This is a genomic window from Coprococcus intestinihominis (genome assembly GCF_040096555.1).
Taxonomy (GTDB): Bacteria; Bacillota; Clostridia; order Lachnospirales; family Lachnospiraceae; genus Coprococcus_A; species Coprococcus_A intestinihominis.
Genome location: NZ_JBBMEK010000002.1, coordinates 1 through 17,418, shown reverse-complemented (window position 1 = coordinate 17,418; position 17,418 = coordinate 1). Strand labels below are relative to the sequence as shown.

The 17,418-nt window shown below is 43.7% G+C and carries 15 protein-coding genes, 2 tRNA genes and 1 other RNA gene; 12 read left to right on the top strand and 6 right to left on the bottom strand.

The window, feature by feature from the left end; translation table 11 throughout:
• Positions 1-38: 38 nt before the first annotated feature.
• The 5 genes from gpmI (at position 39) to WMO25_RS00280 (ending at position 5,862) form a co-directional block, all read left to right on the top strand.
• Entirely contained in the window at positions 39-1,580 is a 1,542-nt protein-coding gene (gpmI, locus tag WMO25_RS00300) for a 2,3-bisphosphoglycerate-independent phosphoglycerate mutase (protein WP_270513981.1), read from the top strand.
• A 66-nt stretch (positions 1,581-1,646) separates the two neighbouring features.
• The gene (gene secG / locus WMO25_RS00295; protein ID WP_015514173.1) at positions 1,647-1,898 is read left to right on the top strand and encodes a preprotein translocase subunit SecG; all 252 of its coding nucleotides are present in this window, start codon (positions 1,647-1,649) and stop codon (positions 1,896-1,898) included.
• A gap of 206 nt (positions 1,899-2,104) precedes the next feature.
• Positions 2,105-4,270 carry a ribonuclease R gene (gene rnr, locus WMO25_RS00290; protein WP_349083242.1) on the top strand — a complete coding sequence of 722 codons (2,166 nt, stop codon included), beginning with the start codon at positions 2,105-2,107 and terminating at the stop codon, positions 4,268-4,270.
• Positions 4,270-4,734 carry an SsrA-binding protein SmpB gene (gene smpB, locus WMO25_RS00285; protein ID WP_015514175.1) on the top strand — a complete coding sequence of 155 codons (465 nt, stop codon included), beginning with the start codon at positions 4,270-4,272 and terminating at the stop codon, positions 4,732-4,734. Before rnr ends, smpB begins: the two co-directional genes overlap by 1 nt.
• 267 nt (positions 4,735-5,001) lie before the next feature.
• On the top strand, positions 5,002-5,862 hold the full coding sequence (locus tag WMO25_RS00280; RefSeq protein ID WP_250796911.1) for a M15 family metallopeptidase: 861 nt from the start codon (positions 5,002-5,004) through the stop codon (positions 5,860-5,862).
• 71 nt (positions 5,863-5,933) lie between these two features.
• Here WMO25_RS00280 and WMO25_RS00275 read toward each other — a convergent pair whose 3' ends face one another.
• The 3 genes from WMO25_RS00275 to ssrA form a co-directional block, all read right to left on the bottom strand.
• Entirely contained in the window at positions 5,934-6,398 is a 465-nt protein-coding gene (locus WMO25_RS00275) for a hypothetical protein (RefSeq protein ID WP_349083238.1), read from the bottom strand.
• A gap of 9 nt (positions 6,399-6,407) precedes the next feature.
• Complete coding sequence (locus tag WMO25_RS00270) at positions 6,408-6,737, bottom strand: hypothetical protein (RefSeq protein ID WP_349083236.1); 330 nt, start codon at positions 6,735-6,737, stop codon at positions 6,408-6,410.
• Between the two features lie 188 nt (positions 6,738-6,925).
• Positions 6,926-7,276: a transfer-messenger RNA gene (ssrA, locus tag WMO25_RS00265) on the bottom strand.
• A 250-nt stretch (positions 7,277-7,526) separates the two neighbouring features.
• Between ssrA and WMO25_RS00260 the strand changes: the two genes are divergently transcribed.
• Positions 7,527-8,582: a hypothetical protein gene (locus WMO25_RS00260; RefSeq protein WP_349083234.1), complete on the top strand. Its 1,056-nt coding sequence runs from the start codon at positions 7,527-7,529 to the stop codon at positions 8,580-8,582.
• Between the two features lie 142 nt (positions 8,583-8,724).
• Here WMO25_RS00260 and WMO25_RS00255 read toward each other — a convergent pair whose 3' ends face one another.
• The gene (locus WMO25_RS00255) at positions 8,725-9,072 is read right to left on the bottom strand and encodes a PadR family transcriptional regulator (RefSeq protein ID WP_349083231.1); all 348 of its coding nucleotides are present in this window, start codon (positions 9,070-9,072) and stop codon (positions 8,725-8,727) included.
• A gap of 405 nt (positions 9,073-9,477) precedes the next feature.
• Here WMO25_RS00255 and WMO25_RS00250 point away from each other — a divergent pair, with 405 nt between their 5' ends.
• The 4 genes from WMO25_RS00250 to WMO25_RS00235 all read left to right on the top strand — a co-directional run bounded on the left by WMO25_RS00250 (position 9,478) and on the right by WMO25_RS00235 (position 12,345).
• Positions 9,478-10,761: a murein hydrolase activator EnvC family protein gene (locus tag WMO25_RS00250; protein ID WP_349083228.1), complete on the top strand. Its 1,284-nt coding sequence runs from the start codon at positions 9,478-9,480 to the stop codon at positions 10,759-10,761.
• A gap of 89 nt (positions 10,762-10,850) precedes the next feature.
• Positions 10,851-11,954, top strand: a complete 1,104-nt coding sequence (locus WMO25_RS00245) for an XdhC family protein (protein WP_256166707.1) — start codon at positions 10,851-10,853, stop codon at positions 11,952-11,954.
• A gap of 168 nt (positions 11,955-12,122) precedes the next feature.
• Positions 12,123-12,194, top strand: a tRNA-Glu gene (locus WMO25_RS00240).
• A 69-nt stretch (positions 12,195-12,263) separates the two neighbouring features.
• Positions 12,264-12,345, top strand: a tRNA-Leu gene (locus tag WMO25_RS00235).
• 128 nt (positions 12,346-12,473) lie between these two features.
• Here WMO25_RS00235 and WMO25_RS00230 read toward each other — a convergent pair.
• A complete protein-coding gene (locus tag WMO25_RS00230) occupies positions 12,474-12,962 on the bottom strand; it encodes a MogA/MoaB family molybdenum cofactor biosynthesis protein (protein WP_250799985.1) in 489 nt (162 codons plus the stop codon).
• Positions 12,963-12,965: 3 nt separating this feature from the next.
• Positions 12,966-13,934: a GTP 3',8-cyclase MoaA gene (gene moaA, locus WMO25_RS00225; protein WP_349083226.1), complete on the bottom strand. Its 969-nt coding sequence runs from the start codon at positions 13,932-13,934 to the stop codon at positions 12,966-12,968.
• Positions 13,935-14,132: 198 nt separating this feature from the next.
• Between moaA and WMO25_RS00220 the strand changes: the two genes are divergently transcribed.
• Together WMO25_RS00220 and polA are read left to right on the top strand one after the other, a co-directional pair.
• Complete coding sequence (locus WMO25_RS00220; protein ID WP_147322559.1) at positions 14,133-14,717, top strand: zf-HC2 domain-containing protein; 585 nt, start codon at positions 14,133-14,135, stop codon at positions 14,715-14,717.
• Positions 14,714-17,347 (top strand): DNA polymerase I, encoded by a 2,634-nt coding sequence (gene polA / locus WMO25_RS00215; protein ID WP_349083223.1) that lies wholly within the window; start codon positions 14,714-14,716, stop codon positions 17,345-17,347. The genes WMO25_RS00220 and polA overlap by 4 nt, the downstream gene beginning before the upstream one ends.
• The last annotated feature ends 71 nt before the right edge of the window (positions 17,348-17,418 follow it).

Below are 17,418 nucleotides of genomic sequence, written 5' to 3'. Positions count from 1 at the left end.
AATAATTCGGCGCCCTTTTTTGAAGAAAGTGAGAGAAAATGAGTAAAAAACCTACAGTTTTAATGATTCTTGATGGTTTTGGTTTAAATGACAAAAAAGATGCCAATGCTGTTTATGAAGCAAAGACACCTGTCATTGATAATTTAATGGCAACCTATCCATTTGTCAAAGGCAATGCCAGCGGGTTGTCCGTTGGTCTTCCGGAAGGTCAGATGGGCAACTCTGAGGTCGGACATATGAACATGGGCGCCGGACGTATTGTTTATCAGGATCTTACAAGAATTACCAAAGAGATCCAGGATGGTACATTCTTTGAAAATCCGGCTTTATTAAAGGCCATTGAGAATGTTAAAGCCAACAATTCTGCACTGCACTTATATGGTCTGTTGTCCGACGGTGGTGTCCACAGCCATAATACACATCTGTATGGGTTGCTGGAGCTGGCAAAACGTCATGGACTTGAGCAGGTCTATGTTCACTGCTTCCTGGATGGCCGTGATACACCTCCGGCATCAGGTGCAGATTATATCAAAGAATTATACGAGAAGATGCAGGAACTGGGTGTTGGACAGATTGCTTCTGTTATGGGCCGTTACTATGCCATGGACCGTGACAACAGATGGGACCGTGTAGAAAAAGCTTATCGTGCCATCGCTTTTGGTGAAGGCATACAGGCAGAATGCCCATATGATGCGGTTAAGGCATCCTATGAGCAGGAAGTTTATGATGAATTTGTTGTACCGACTGTCATTATGAGAGACGGCAAGCCAACGGCTACAGTCAATGACGGTGATTCCATTATCTTCTTCAACTTCAGACCGGACCGCGCTCGTGAGATCACAAGAGCTTTCTGCGCAGATGAATTTGATGGTTTTGACAGAGGCGAACGCAAGAAAGTAACCTATATCTGTTTTACAGAATATGATGTAACAATCCCGAATAAAGAAGTGGCATTCAACAAAGTAGAAATCAAAAATACATTTGGTGAATTCCTGGCTTCTAAAGGACTGAAGCAGGCAAGAATTGCTGAGACAGAGAAATATGCACATGTGACATTCTTCTTTAACGGCGGTGTCGAAGCACCAAATCCGGGAGAGGACAGAATCCTTGTGAATTCTCCAAAGGTAGCAACTTATGATCTGAAGCCTGAGATGAGTGCTTATGAAGTGTGCGATAAACTCGTAGAAGCCATCAAATCAGATAAATACGACGTGATCATCATCAATTTCGCTAATCCGGATATGGTGGGTCATACAGGTGTTGAATCTGCAGCGATTAAAGCAGTTGAAGCAGTGGATACATGTGTCGGCCGTGCTGTTGAGGCATTGAAGGAAGTGGATGGCCAGATGATTCTCTGTGCAGACCATGGCAACTGTGAACAGTTGGTTGATTATACAACAGGGGTGCCTTTCACTGCTCATACAACCAATCCGGTGCCATTTATTTTGATTAATTATGATCCGGCCTACACACTGAAAGAGGGAGGCTGCCTGGCAGACCTGGCGCCAACACTCATCGATATGATGGGGTTGGAGAAACCGGTAGAGATGACTGGTCATTCACTTCTTGTGAAACGATAAAATATACTTTACATGCTGTAGGAACCTGTGCTATAATGATTTAGATTGAATGCAGGAGGTGTACGCATGAGCGGTATCAGAATTGCAGCCACAGTGGTATATATCATTGTATGTTTAGTACTTGTATTTTTAGTATTTAAAGGAAAAGGTCAGGGTGCGGATCTGTCTGGCGGAATTACAGGCAGAAGCAACGACACATATTTCACGACCCATGGTAAGAAGCACACAGAAGATGCTTTACTTGAAAGATCAACAGCTATTTTGGCAGCGATCTTTATTGTATTATCTCTTGTGATGAACATGAGCTGGGGATACTAAGAATGTCAGACTGCTGAAGGCAGTATCATTCAGCCGGTAATACTTCCGGCCTGAACATGTACAGCAAGATGAATAGAAACACTCCTTCGGGAGTGTTTTTGTTCTTTCTGCAGATAGAATGTATAGAATGCACAGAGAATGTTAGCGGCAGATACAGATCCGGCCGAAGAATAGAAAAGCGAGTATAGAAACAGGAGGTGACAAACATGGACAAGGTTATTTTTGATGTAAGAAGAAAAATGGTCCTGGATTTTATTGAAGAGAAGAACTACAAACCGATGAAGTTCAAAGAGCTTTGCATGGTATTTTCAGTGCCGAAGCGTGAGAAGGAGGAATTTAAGGAATTTCTGGATCAGCTCATTGCTGGCGGAGAACTGACATTGACTGAGAATGGGCGATATAAGAAGGCAGAACCGGATACCTTCACAGGCAAGTTCTGCGGCAGTACAAGGGGCTTTGGTTTTGTGACAGTTGAGGGCATGGAGCAGGACGTATTTATCCCGGCGGATGAGACAAAGGGTGCTTTTCACGGAGATACGGTTCTGATCCAGCTGGTGGCACCGGCTGTCCCGGCGGGCGGTACAAGGGCAGCCAAGAGGGCTGAAGGAAAGGTACTTCAGATTGTTGAACGCGGTTTTACGGAAGTAATCGGTATTTTTCAAAAGAATAAGAATTATGGTTTTGTGATCCCGGATAACCAGAAGATTGGCAGTGATATTTTTATCCCGTGCGGGAAGACCATGCGGGCGGTGAACGGCCATCGTGTTGTGGTGAAACTGACGGATTATGGCAATGATCGTAAGAATCCGGAAGGAACTGTGACAGAGATTCTCGGCCATGCGGATGATCCGAAGACAGATATTCTGGCGGTTGTGAAAGCCTTCGATCTGCCGACGGAATTTCCGGAGGATGTGAAAACACAGCTTTTATCTGTTCCGGAATCTGTCAGCCCGGAAGAGACCGAAGGGCGCAGAGATTTGAGAGATCGGATGACCGTGACCATTGATGGAGAAGATGCCAAGGATCTGGATGATGCGATTACTCTTGAGATGAAGGATGGCCATTATTTTCTGGGGGTGCATATTGCAGATGTGACGCATTATGTCAAGGAGGGATCTCCCCTTGACAAAGAGGCACTGAAGCGAGGCACCAGCGTCTATCTGGTCAATAAGGTGATTCCGATGTTGCCCCATGCCCTTTCCAATGGTATCTGTTCCCTGAATGAAGGGATGGACAGACTGGCACTCAGCTGTCTGATGGAGCTGGATGAACGGGGCGGTATTATCGGCCATGAAATTACGGAGAGTGTGATCAGAGTCAATCACCGTATGTCTTACAACCAGGTTAGTCGTATATTGGATGGGGACAAAGAATTAACGGTCGTATATGCGGATGCGGTGAAGATGTTTAAAGAGATGAAGACATTGTCGGATCTTCTTCGCAAGAAACGCAAGGAGCGCGGAGGTATTGATTTTGATTTTCCTGAATCCAAGATTGAACTGGACGATCGGGATTTCCCGGTGGATATTCATCCATATGACAGAAATCCGGCAACGAAGATCATCGAGGATTTCATGCTGATGGCCAATGAGACCATTGCAGAGGATTTCTTCTGGCAGGAGCTGCCATTTCTTTATAGAAGTCATGAATCCCCGGATACAGATCGTATTAAACGTCTGATGATCCTGATTAAGAACTATGGATATTATATGAATATCCGTCAGGACAGCATTCATCCGATGGAATTTCAGAAATTGTTAGGTAAGATTGAAGGAACGCCGGAAGAAACCATGATTTCAAGACTGGTACTGCGGTCCATGAAGCAGGCCCGCTATACAACGGAAAATCTCGGCCATTTTGGACTTGCAGTTTCCTATTATTGTCATTTTACGTCACCAATCCGAAGATATCCGGATCTTCAGATCCATCGTATCATCAAGGAGAATCTTCACGGTCAGCTAGACGACGGGCGTCAGGCGCATTATCATCATATTCTGCCGGATGTCGCTGTTCAGACGAGCAGTACAGAGCGCAGGGCGGATGAGGCTGAACGTGAAGTTGAGAAGATGAAGAAGGCAGAGTATATGTCCAAACGGATTGGTCAGAGATACGAAGGCGTCGTCTCAGGCATTACCAACTGGGGCATGTATGTGGAATTGCCGAATACCTGTGAGGGTCTGATCAGACTGCAGGATATGGACGATGATTATTATATTTTTGATGAGAATACGTATACATTGACGGGAGAAGATACCGGAAGAACCTTCAAGCTGGGTGAACATGTCCGTATCATTGTCAAAGATGTAGATTTTCTGGCGAAAGCCGTGAATTTTATGCTGGAGGACAGCATTTTTGCAGAGGGGGAAATGTAATGGCCGGAAAAGGAACCAAACTGATCGCCAATAACAAGAAAGCGTATCATGATTATTTTATCGAGGATAAGTATGAGGCGGGTATCGTTCTGCACGGTACAGAGGTAAAGTCTCTCCGCATGGGCAAGTGCAGCATTAAGGAATCTTTTATTCATGCAGATCATGGAGAGATTTATATTGAGCATATGCATATAGCGCCTTATGAGAAAGGCAACATTTTCAACAAAGACCCGCTTCGTACAAGAAAGCTTCTGCTGCATAAACGCGAGATTACGAAGCTTCTGGGACAGGTTTCTCAGAAAGGTTATACGATCATGCCGCTGCAGGTGTATTTCAAGGACAGCCTTGTGAAAGTCCAGATTGGCCTTGCCCGAGGAAAGAAGCTATATGATAAACGTGAGGATATTGCCAAGAAGGATCAGCGGCGAGAAGCAGAGCGTGAGATGAAGATCCGCCTTCGCTGATTGACGAATCGGGATGCAGCCTTTATAAGACAAAAATTAATAAAATTTTTGTAACTGTTCAGAGCTAACCTCCAAAATGCTACGCATTTCGTCGGTGTGGCGTATCCGCCAAATAAAATTTCAAAAGAAGTCTTAAAAATGCAAGCATTTTATACCTGTTTTTTGAAATTTTGCTTGGCTCTGAACAGTTACAAATTTTTACAGTTTGGTCAAGACTTTGATGCAAAGTTTTTGCTATAATATTAAGAAATAAAGGGGCTGCGATATATGAGAAAAAGAAGAACACGTTATTCAGAACGAAATACAAGGTACCATAGTAGAAAAGGACAGACATTTCAGCAGATTATTTTATCGATAGTGGCTTTGTTTCTTGTTGTTATATTTTTGGTTGTGCTGTGCACGGATCCAATGGGGAATAACGGCAGTGTGCCGCCGGAGAGTGTCATGGCCGCCAAAGATGCGGATGAGACAGCGGACAGCAATGTTTCACAGAGCGATGAGAGTGTATCAGATACAGCATCCGCAGATGGATTAGATCAGACATCTGACGGTCAAACAGACAGTACCGCTTCAAGTTCAGACTGGCGGCTGCTCCTGGTGAACAGTACCCATCCGATTGCTGATGATTACAGTATTGATCTGACGGAATTACGCAATGGTCAGTCTGTTGACTCACGTATTCTCACAGATCTTCAGGAGATGTTTGATGCGGCCAGATCGGAGGATATCTATCCGATCGTCAGCGATGCATACAGAACACGGGAAGAGCAGCAGGCGCTGATGGACGATACGATCCAGAATTATGAGGATGAAGGCTATTCTGCAGAAGAAGCAACAAGTAAGGCTGAACAGGTGATTGCAAAGCCCGGAACCAGTGAACATGAAACCGGTCTGGCAATTGATATTGCCGGTGATGAAGACTATGGACAGGATACAGACAGTGTCCTGGCATGGATGAATGACAATGCGTATAAGTATGGCTTTGTCCTGCGTTATCCATCCGGAAAGGAATCAGTGACGGGGGCTGCGGCTGAGGATGATCATTATCGCTATGTCGGCAAGGAAGCGGCTAAGGTGATGTATGATAAGGGCATTTGTCTGGAGGAATATCTGAGTCAGAACAATTAATAATGATTGGATATAAAAATTAACCCGCAGCGTAAATCTGAAAATTTGGCAGCGGGTTAATTTTTGAGCATTTATTCCACAGATTCGGAAGATGATTCAGATGGAAACTCGGTTGGATCGGTTTCGTCTGGGTAAATTGTTTCATCTAAAACAACAATGGTTTCGGTAACATAAGCAGGGGCGATACTTTTTGTATAGATGATATCACATATGCAATATACAACAAATAAAATAATCGTAGTCATCGCAATAGCTGTAATATATACTTTTCTTTTTTTTGCCCGATTAGTTACCTCTATCTTTTGCATTAATGTGTGAAAATCAATGTTTTCTATACCGGCTTGAACAAAATCACCTATTTCACAAATACATTGCTTAATATTTTCTTCAGAAGCGGATGGATTTTGTTCTAAAAAAATATTAACATGTTCCTGGATGATATCCATAATTGCTCGAACATCTTCTTTAGAATAAACAAGCGACAACTGATATTTCATGTTTTTCAAATAATTTTTGATTTTTTTTGGTGTATTCATTTTTCTCCATTAATTTGAGATTACTTTAAGATTCTCAAAAGCTGTGTCGATAATCCAGTTTCTTATTTCTAGCGAAAGGATACTTAAACAAATAAAAATAAGTATGCAAAATGCAATAATGATAATTATTTTTTTATTAATAACTTTTGTATCTATTTTGCTGATAACATGGTCAACAGGCGCGTTTTCTATCCAATCGCATAATACGTCATTTATTTGAATATGTTCTTTAAATTGTTCCAGTGAAGCTCCGGGATTATCGGAAACATAATTTCTGGCATCAGAGCAAACAGCTTCCATTATATCTATAAATTCAATATCGGAATAGATAGCTTTCAATTGCTTATCTTTATCTTCCTTGAATCCTGATTTTTCAAATTCAAATCCGAATTATGCCATAAAAATAACGACACTGTAGATTACTTTCGCAACATACAATGTCGTTACTTTTATTTTCTTCGATACACCAAACAAAACATATTCCTGTATACGATAATAGCATATACAGAGATTAACGTGTTCAGCTTTAGTGGACCTGCGGGGAGTCGAACCCCGGTCCGAAGATATCTCCATCCAAGCATCTCCCATCACAGTCATTATACATTCATTCCCTCTGCCATATGCCTAATGACAGGCCTACAGCATCAGTAGCTTCATAAATTTTCCAAAGCCGCAAAGCTTAAGCTCTGGAGGTCCTCACCTTCTTCGATGCCGGTAACCGGAATGGTGAGCAGTCCCGGGCCGACAAGCGCCTAATTAGGCAGCTAAAGCTAACTTATCGTCTGCTTTTATATTTAGGTTCCGGCTTTTAACGCAGCTCCGGAGTCTGCGGATGGCTTCTCAAACTTCAACATCCCCGTCGAAACCAGTACAAGCCCTTATGATGATGATTCACTTACAATTACAATAATCTATCATCTGAACATGCGCGGTATGCAAACGAATGGATAAAGCATAGTTTATTATAGCAGATTTTATTTTAAAGTCAACGGGTTAATCAAAATGTGTGGTCGTAATTTTTTGGAATGTCTCGGATTGAAATCATTCAGCTGGATGTGCGTGCTTATCTTGAAATTCAACCTCAATTCCAGTATAATAAAATCACCAGAGAAAGGGTGAGGTTATCCTGTGAATACAGAAATCACGAATGCGCTGAAAGCGACCAGTGACACAGCTCAGTATGATAACAGCGCCAAACGCTTACTTGGCAATAAGTATATTTTGGCGCAGATACTGGTCTATACTGTAGATGAATTCAAGGGGATGCAGCCGATGGATGTAGTTCCTTTGATAGAGGGAGAACCAAAGATAGGAATTGTTCCGGTAGAACCGGGACTCACAAATGAACGTCAGGGAGATAAGATTATCGGTTTAAATACCGAGAATACAGAAGAAAAAGAAGGCCTTATACGATTTGACATTGTATTTTACGCTCGAATGAGAGATGGACTCACACAGATCATTATCAATGTGGAAGCACAGAAGGATGATCCTGATGAGTATGATATTCTGAACAGAGCTATTTTCTATGTCAGTCGAATTGTTTCATCTCAAAAGGAACGGGATTTTGTTCATCAACACTATAACGATATCAAGAAAGTTTACTCAATCTGGGTGTGCATGAATAACAAGGCGAATACGCTGAATCATATTCATTTGAAAGATGATAAAATCATCGGTCATCGCACATGGGCCGGAAAACTGGATTTGATAAATATCATTATGATTGGCTTGGCGGATGAAGTTCCCAGTCATGACGAAAGACTTCAGTTGCATCGTTTATTGAGTGTACTGTTGTCAATGGAGATGAAGGCAAAGGATGAAATAAAAATCATGGAAGCAGAATATGGTATTCCGATTGAGGATGGTATCAGAGAGGAAGTGAATATCATGTGTAATCTTGGTGAAGGACTTGCAATCAATTATATGAAGCGAGGTTGGGAACAGGGACTTAGTAAAGGTATGAAGGAGGGGATAGAACGTGGCCTGAAGCAAGGCCTGAAGCAAGGCATGCAACAAGGCATGCAGCAAGGTATACAGCAAGGCGAGCGGACGAATAAAAAAGTAGTTATTTTGAATATGTATGTAGACGGTGTCTCAATGGAGAATATCATAAAATGGGCAGATGCAGACGAAAATCTGGTAAAAGCTGTCATCGCCGAGTATAAAGAAAGCCGTGCATAGAAAAAATATATGAATGAAAGAATGCCAACATGTATCGAAGATGGAATTACCAAATATACATGCAAAAACTGTGGTGATACTTATACAGAATTTTTGCGGCTAATTCAGAGACCCTTCCGGAATATTCCGGAAGGGTCGATTTTTAATCGCCGTTTTTTTCAGTGATCAAATAAGAAATACGAATAAACTGATCATAGCCATTTTTTAATAATCGCCAGTGTGCCCGGCCTTTGTCTTCAATATGATAATACGTGCGGTTTCGCCCGTTTTCAAGCGCAACAGTGTAGGAGGAGATCATCTGGGCGTTGAGTAATCGACTGATAACGGGATACAGACCAGCTTCGCTATATTCTATTAAGCCGAAAGTCATTGTTTTGATGTCTTTCGTAAGCCGATAGGGATAAATGTCCTCCGTCATAAGGGCACTTAAAACAAATAATTCGGTCGTCGCTTTCTGCATTTTGTCAATTATCGGATTTTTATTGTCCATTTTCGTCTCCTTTCTGCTAAATTTTTATCTTCATCATATCATAGATTGGGGTAATTGTATATTAACAAATAAATTTTGAAGGTTATTATAATGCAAAAATGGCCGTTAATCAGGCCATTTTTTGAATAATTATTTTTGCTAAAAACAAAGTTACAGGTATAATAATGATGCATTGAGTATACTTGGACGATTCTATAAGGAGATTGTGAATAAATTTGTAGAAGAGATTATAAGATTGATAGTGAAAAAATAAACAAAATTATCAAAATTGAATTTTTAAAAACACATTTTAGTAAAAAATGGTTAATTTGAAACAATTACGTAATAATTAGCTCATAATGTTGTAATAGTCTTTCAAAAGTGCTATAATAGATTGGTCGAACAAATTAAAAGGAGGACTATGTAGTGAAACAGAGCAGAAGAATTGCAGGCAGCATCCTTGTTGGTGCGTTATGTTTTGCAATGGCTATGCCGGCTTTTGCGGATTCCAAATCAGATGTGAGCAGCCAGATCAACAGTCTGGAAGGACAGGCATCTGAGCTTGAATCAGAACTGGCCAGCATGAAAGCGAATAAAACGAGCATTGAGTCTTACATAGCGGAACTGGACACCAAGATTAAAGAGACCTTATCTGCACTGGATACAGTTTCTGATGAGATTGAGCAGACAGACCAGGAGATTAAAACGACAAAAGCGAATTTGAAAGAGGCGGAAGCAAATCAGGAGACTCAGTATGAGGCGTTGAAGGCACGAATCAAGGCCATTTATGAATCAGAAGAGGATGCTTCATTTTTTAAGGTTCTGCTGAAGGATGCAGATTTGAAGAGTGTTTTGAATTCTCAAGAGTATAAGTCACGAATCAATATGTATGATTATGAACTTTACAATTCTCTTGAGGCGACAACGAAACAGATTCAAGCTTATGAGCAGGAACTTGGAGAGAAACAGGACAGCCTGACCAAGGACAAGGATTCTTATGAACAGCAGATGAGTGAGTTGGATACCATCCTGAACGAGAGACAGAATGAATTGTCCTCATTGGATGACAGTATGCGCGCTGCCTATTCTGATATTTCGGATATCCAGTCACAGATTGATGCCCAGAACAGCAAGATGGCATCGATTCTGGCGGAAGAGAAGGCGGCTGCCAAGGCCAAGGCTGAGCATGAAGCGGCTGTGAAGCAGGAAGCGTCGAAGAATACAGATACCAAGAAGTCCGATTCCTCTACGAAGAAGACAGATACATCCACGAAGAAGAATACGGAGCCTACGAAGACGGAGACGTCTGCGCCTGAGACGAAGACACCGGAGACATCCGCACCGGAGACCAAGGTGCCTGAGACGGAAGCACCGAGCAATGACAATTCCTATGTGTCTGATGGCAAGGTTCTTTCCAAGTATCATGGTGTTGTCTATGGACCGACGGGTAAGGAGACGTATTACAACCTGGATATGAGCGGCGTTGTCAGAATCATGCGGGATATGGGATTTTCTGCAGAAGATTATCCATATTGGGTCAGAGATGACGGCTGTAAGATGCTTGGTTCATATATTATGTGTGCAGCCAATCTGAATTATTTCCCTAGAGGTACAACGGTAGCGAGTTCCCTGGGAACATGTCTTGTCTGTGATACGGGAAGTTTTGCAGCATCGAACCCTACACAGTTAGATATTGCAACCAACTGGTAAGACGAAAAGCGTACATAAAGAATCCGGAGTGATCGACGGAAGACCGGGATGATCACTTCGGATTTTTTAAATCGATATAGGGGATTGAAATGAAAGAGCAAGTATTGAATGAAATTGTGAAGTTTGATTCCACTGCTGAGTACTATCAGCAGTTGGAGAAAAGCATTTTGGGAAATCAGAGCTGTTATGAGGCAACTGTTGTTGATGGAGAACTGCTTGGAATGAAAGTCCTGGTAGAGGGAAAGCACCCTGTTGGTCTGTATTTGCCGAAGGCAACAGATGAACGACGACAGAAGGCTGAACAGATGATTCTGGATTATGTGGCGGATCCGGATTATTTTGAGCGATATATGTCCATCGGGCCGACAGCCAATGATCATTTTGTTTTTATGGAGAAGGTGGGCAGCGGCAAGCAGATGGTGATCTGCGGAGCCGGGCATGTATCCATTGCGCTGCTTCGGCTTGCGAAAATGGTTGGCTTTAAGGTGACGGTTATTGATGATCGGCCGGTTTTCTGCAACAAGGCAAGGGAAGCAGGCGCAGATGAAGTGATCTGTGAACCTTTTAGGCAGGCGCTTGAGAGAATGGATGATCACCAGGAGCCTTATTTTATTATTGTGACAAGAGGCCATCAGTATGACGTGGACTGTATGCATGTTATTCTTGGCAAACGCCATAGTTATATCGGAATGATGGGAAGCAAAGTAAGGGTGAAGAATCTGAAAGCGGGACTTTTAGAGGAAGGCTATGATGCGGCCCTTCTGGATAGTGTACACATGCCGATCGGTCTGAAAATTGGCGCGATGACACCGGAGGAAATCGCTGTCTCTATCATTGCGGAGGTTATTGAGTGTAGAAGAACTCAGAAAGAGAAGTATTGCTATTCTTCTGAGATGCAACAGATGCTGTCTCAACCTGAGGAAGGGGTCAGGATGGCATTGGCCACCATCATCGTCAAAAAGGGCTGCGGGCCAAGAGAAGCTGGGACAAAGATGATCATTCTGGAAGACGGCAGAATCATAGGCACCATTGGCGGCGGCTGCGCAGAGGCGGAAGTTATCTCAAAAGCGCGCTATTGTATTCGGGAGAATATCTGTCTGATGGAGCATGTAGATATGACAGGTCGGGAAGCAGCAGAAAATGGCCTTGTCTGCGGCGGTGTGATGGATATCCTGATTCAGCCGCTGTCTTAGATGCATTTTATGTAGGAGACATTGACACAAGGTGTCGGATGGCATAGAATAGACAGACACTCTGCTGTCAAAAAGTCTTTAAAGTTAGAAAAATATATTTTTTTAAAAAAATTTAAAAAAAGGCTTGCATTTTGTTTAAAAGTAGTGTATGATAGCAGAGTAGCAAATGGCTCGTTGGTCAAGCGGTTAAGACGCCGCCCTCTCACGGCGGAAACAGGGGTTCGATTCCCCTACGGGCTATTTTTTTAATGCCAGAATCCACATTGATGATTGTGGGATGCAGTTGCATGACTGTGGCATATATCATATGCCGGTGTGGCGGAATTGGCAGACGCACATGACTCAAAATCATGCGGAGCAATCCATGTCGGTTCGAGTCCGACCACCGGTACTTTATTATTTTAGAAACGCTGTTTAAGCAGCGTTTTTTCTTTGTTTATAGGAGTTGAACTCTACATAAAAAGGAATGATTCTCATGATTTTGAGTCATGTGAGTCATTCCTTTTTTGATGCTGGATTTTATTGCCTTGCACATTCGCCGTCATCGCCCTTTAAAATCTTCACACCGTGAATAATCGCATCCATGGCGTATTCCAGGTTTTCTCGGACGGCTTTCGGACTTCCTGGAAGATTCACAATGAGTGTGTTGCCACGGATACCTGCAATGCCTCGGGAGAGCATGGCCTTTGGGGTATATTGCAGACTGTTGGCAATCATGGCGAAAGTGAGGTTGTCAGCCCTGCGTTCAACGACATCAGCAGTGGCTTCCGGTGTAACGTCCCTTTTGGAGAAGCCGGTACCGCCGGTTGTGAGAATCAGATCGATGCTCTGATCGCATAAGGTCATCATCTGCTTGGCCAGCATGCTGCGGTCATCAGGAAGAATGATCTTATGAGCAACATGCAGCCCTTTGGCAGTGACGAGCTCTTCAATAGTCTGACCGCTCTTATCTTCGCGCTCGCCGGCGTATCCTTTATCGCTGGCTGTAATAATAGCAACATTGTACATTCTTTATCCTCCTATCTGTGACATACCCCGAAGCTCCGGCGGCAGGCTGGATATTTCGTGGTGCTGCGGTTTACTCTGCAGTGCAAGGCAGACCTGCTGTCTCAGTTCTTCATCACTGCAGTTGTTTCTTATTAAAGATTTCAGATCAATCCCATTTTCATAGAAGAGACATGTTTTGAGCTGTCCGTCTGTAGTCAGACGAATACGGTTGCATCCGTCGCAGAACATATGACTCATGGCACTGATAAAACCGATATGTCCTTTGAACCCCGGAATGTGATAATAATGTGCCGGACCGTTGCCGAAAATGCCGTCGATGGGTTCAAGACTGCCGTAGGTATCCTTCAGGAGATGACAGACCTCGGCTTCAGAAATCATCTGAAAATCTTTGCCCAGGCCGATAGGCATCATCTCGATAAAACGGACATGAATCGGATAATCTTCGGCTAAAGCGGCGATATCCGGGATTTCAGAGAGATTGAAATCACGGACAGGGACACAGTTGATCTTGATATTCGGGATTTGAAGAGAAACCGCCTTGTTGATGGCTGCAAGGACATCCTCGAGGCCACTTTCGCCGGTGATCTGATGAAAAACGGCCGGTTTCAGGGTGTCCAGACTGAAATTGATGCCGTCAATGCCGATGGCTTTCAATTCTTCCAGATGCTGCAGTGCCAGTGTGCCGTTGGTCGTTAGTGTGACACTGTCAATGCCGGGGATCTGCTTGATCCGACGAATCAGATGGCATATATTCTTTCGGACGAAAGGCTCTCCCCCGGTAATCTTGACCTTGCGGATACCGAGATCTGCAAAGATGCGGCAGAGGTGTTCAATCTCCTCGTAAGTGAGAATTTCACGCATAGGCAGACAGGAAATCCCATCAGGCGGCATGCAGTAACGGCAGCGCAGGTTGCATCTGTCTGTGACCGAAAGCCGGATGTAATCGATTGTTCTGTTAAATCCATCTATCATAAAATCCTCCATAAAAAATTCATCATGGCATAAAGTGTCAGGATGAATCGGTTTCTGTTTAGTATTCTGATATAACGATATATCGAAATGATGAGAATGTCAAGGAAATCACAGAGGACAAATAAAAAAATGGGATGCTTTATTTTTTAAAAAAAATAGTGTATAGTATTACCAGACAGATGAAAGGGGGAATCGCGGGTGAAGTGTCATGATGTACAACGGATGATTTCGGGATTTATTGAAGAGAAATTGACAGATGAGCAGCTGGAAGGTTTCCTTGAGCATATTGAGAACTGCCAGGACTGTTATGATGAACTGGAAGTCTACTATATGATTACCATTGGTTTGATGCAGCTGGATGAAGATCATACAGGGACAATGGATCTTAAGAAGAATCTGAAAGATTTTATCAGTGAACAGAACAAAGAACTTTATATGAGAAAGCGTCTGGCGGCAAGGCGGCATTTTGCCAAGCGGGCCGGCATTGTTATCATGGCAGTGATTCTCGCATTCTGCAGTCATACGCTGTTGTTCAGTGAGCAGGAGATCCATACACTGAATGATTTCAAGGACGCAGCAGCTGTATCCCTCTATGCATTCTGGTTTGGTGAGGATGCAGTGACGGAGGATATGGGAGATATTTCGGAGACGTCAGATGTATCCTCGGGACGGTTATATTTTGAACAGCATTATCCGGTAATCCTTCCGGCCGGTTTTTCAGTTGAACAAAGAGGTTTGCCGGATGGCGGCAATATGATAGAAAAGGAATTGATAGTTAAATGAGTAAAGTGATTTTGATCGACGGACACAGCATTTTGAACAGAGCTTATTATGGCATTCCGCTGCTGTCGAATGCAGAAGGGCTGCATACCAATGCAGTTTACGGCTTTTTGAATATTATGTTTAAGATACTTGATGAAGAGAAAGCAGATTATCTTGCGGTTGCTTTCGATGTTCATGCGCCGACATTCCGCCATGAGATGTTTGAGGCTTATAAGGGGACAAGAAAACCGATGCCTGAGGAACTGCGGGAGCAGGTTCCGGTGATCAAGGAAGTTCTGCATGCCATGCAGATACCGACCCTTGAACACGCCGGTTATGAGGCGGATGATATTCTCGGTACGCTTGGGAAAGCTTATGAGGCGGCGGGATATGATGTGTCCATTATATCCGGTGACAGGGATCTGCTTCAGCTGGCAACGGACAAGATCAAGATCCGCATTCCGAAGACGAAGATGTCAGGTACAGAGATCGAAGATTATTATGCAGCAGATGTCTTTGAAAAATATCAGGTCACACCGACAGAATTTATTGACATGAAAGCACTGATGGGCGATACATCGGATAATATTCCGGGTGTTCCCGGCATTGGTGAGAAGACGGCATCGAAGATCATCAGTACGTGGCACAGTATTGAAGAGGCTCATGCACATGCAGCGGAACTGAAACCGAAGAAGGCTTCAGAAAATCTGGTCACTTACTATGAACAGGCGCAGTTCAGCAAGGTTCTGGCAACCATTAAGACAGATTGTGTGCTGGATTTCAAACTGGAAGATGCTGCCATCGGGCAGATGATGAACGATGCATCCTATGCCCTTTTGAAGCGGTTGGAACTGAAGAATATTCTGAAGCGTTTTGACAGTGTGGCAGAAACAACGGTGAATTATCAGACAGTAAAGGTGCTGGATGATTTTGCAGCGGCTGTTTCCTGGCTGGAGGGAATTGGTGAGACAGATCAACTGGGACTTTATTATTTCTCAGAAGATGATTTTGAGGGTCTGGCTGCCTGCAAAGCAGACAATGTGCCTGTTTATATTCCGGCGGAAGGGATGATGACAGCAGCAGTTCTTCGTGAGATGGCGGCAGCGGCGGCGAAGAGAGCCGGTGTCTGCTGCATGATCGATGTGAAACCGCAGTTGTACTGGTTGGAGCTTTCGGAAGAGGACGGCATTTTTGATGCGGCCATCGCGGCATATTTGATCAATCCGTTAAAGGACAGCTATACCTATGACGGTATTGCACAGGATTTCCTTGGCATGACAGTGCCTTCAAGAGCGGATTGGATGAAGAAGATGACGTTGACAGAAGCATCGGAGAAAGAAAAAGAGAGTTTTGGACATTATCTTGCGTATTCGGCGATGATCCCTGTACAAGCTTATGGTACTTTAAAGAAGTGGCTTGAGGAGACCGGCATGGACCGGCTCTTTGATGAGATTGAAATGCCGTTGGTATATGCCTTATATGATATGGAGAAGGCAGGTATTGCTGTTGAGAAGGACGCCCTTGCAGAATACGGCAGCCGACTGACAGGCAGGATTGATGAACTGGAGAAGAATATTTATGAGCTTGCGGGAGAATCTTTCAATATCAACTCACCTAAGCAGCTGGGCATAATTTTATTTGAGAAGTTGGGATTGCCTTTTGCGAAGAAGACGAAGACGGGTTATTCTACGTCTGCCGATATTCTTGAAAAGCTGCGTACCTATGATCCAATCGTGGGGCAGATTCTTGAATACCGCCAGCTGACGAAATTGAAATCCACTTATGCAGATGGGCTGGCCGGTTATATCCGGCCGGATGACCAGAGAATCCACGGCAAGTTTAATCAGACCATTACAGCGACGGGACGTATCAGCAGTACGGAACCGAATCTTCAGAATATTCCGGTGCGTATGGAGCTTGGAAGGCTGATCCGCAAGGTTTTTGTGCCTAAGGAAGACTGTATCTTTGTCAATGCGGATTATTCACAGATTGAGCTGCGTGTCCTTGCCCATATGGCCGGGGATGAACATCTGATCCGGGCCTACAAAGAGGCCCAGGATATCCATCGGATGACGGCTTCCCAGGTGTTCCACACACCTTTCGATGAAGTGACGCCGGCTCAGAGAAGCAATGCCAAGGCGGTTAATTTCGGTATTGTGTACGGTATCAGTTCCTTTGGCCTCAGCCAGGATCTGAGTATCACCAAGAAGGAAGCGGAGAATTATATCCAGCAGTATTTCCGGACCTATCCGGGCATTAAGGCATTTCTTGACCGTTCTGTGGAAGCTGCAAAGGAGAAGGGATACGCCGTGACATTATTCGGCAGACGCCGTCCGGTTCCGGAACTGCTTTCAAGTAATTTTATGCAGCGGTCTTTTGGTGAGCGTATTGCCATGAATTCACCGATTCAGGGAACAGCAGCGGATATCATCAAGATCGCCATGGTCAGAGTGAACAGACGCCTCAAACAGCAGCATATGAAGTCCAGGCTGATTCTGCAGATCCATGATGAATTGCTGATTGAGGCCGTTTTGGATGAAGTGGATGCAGTGAAGGCGATTTTGAAGGAAGAAATGGAACATGCAGTGACATTGGCGGTGCCGTTGGAGATTGATATGCATATCGGTCATAACTGGTATGAGTTAAAATAAATCCGGGACGTAGAAAAGGGGATGTACAAATGAAGGTGTATGGCATTACAGGCGGTGCCGGTACAGGTAAA

Excerpts from the sequence above, each read along its gene's own strand:
- WMO25_RS00255 (WP_349083231.1), bottom strand. The coding sequence starts at position 9,072 with ATGGACAATAAAAATCCGATAATTGACAAAATGCAGAAAGCGACGACC.
- polA (WP_349083223.1), top strand. The coding sequence starts at position 14,714 with ATGAGTAAAGTGATTTTGATCGACGGACACAGCATTTTGAACAGAGCT.
- moaA (WP_349083226.1), bottom strand. The coding sequence starts at position 13,934 with ATGATAGATGGATTTAACAGAACAATCGATTACATCCGGCTTTCGGTC.
- smpB (WP_015514175.1), top strand. The coding sequence starts at position 4,270 with ATGGCCGGAAAAGGAACCAAACTGATCGCCAATAACAAGAAAGCGTAT.
- WMO25_RS00230 (WP_250799985.1), bottom strand. The coding sequence starts at position 12,962 with ATGTACAATGTTGCTATTATTACAGCCAGCGATAAAGGATACGCCGGC.
- gpmI (WP_270513981.1), top strand. The coding sequence starts at position 39 with ATGAGTAAAAAACCTACAGTTTTAATGATTCTTGATGGTTTTGGTTTA.
- rnr (WP_349083242.1), top strand. The coding sequence starts at position 2,105 with ATGGACAAGGTTATTTTTGATGTAAGAAGAAAAATGGTCCTGGATTTT.
- secG (WP_015514173.1), top strand. The coding sequence starts at position 1,647 with ATGAGCGGTATCAGAATTGCAGCCACAGTGGTATATATCATTGTATGT.
- WMO25_RS00275 (WP_349083238.1), bottom strand. The coding sequence starts at position 6,398 with ATGAATACACCAAAAAAAATCAAAAATTATTTGAAAAACATGAAATAT.
- WMO25_RS00245 (WP_256166707.1), top strand. The coding sequence starts at position 10,851 with ATGAAAGAGCAAGTATTGAATGAAATTGTGAAGTTTGATTCCACTGCT.
- WMO25_RS00280 (WP_250796911.1), top strand. The coding sequence starts at position 5,002 with ATGAGAAAAAGAAGAACACGTTATTCAGAACGAAATACAAGGTACCAT.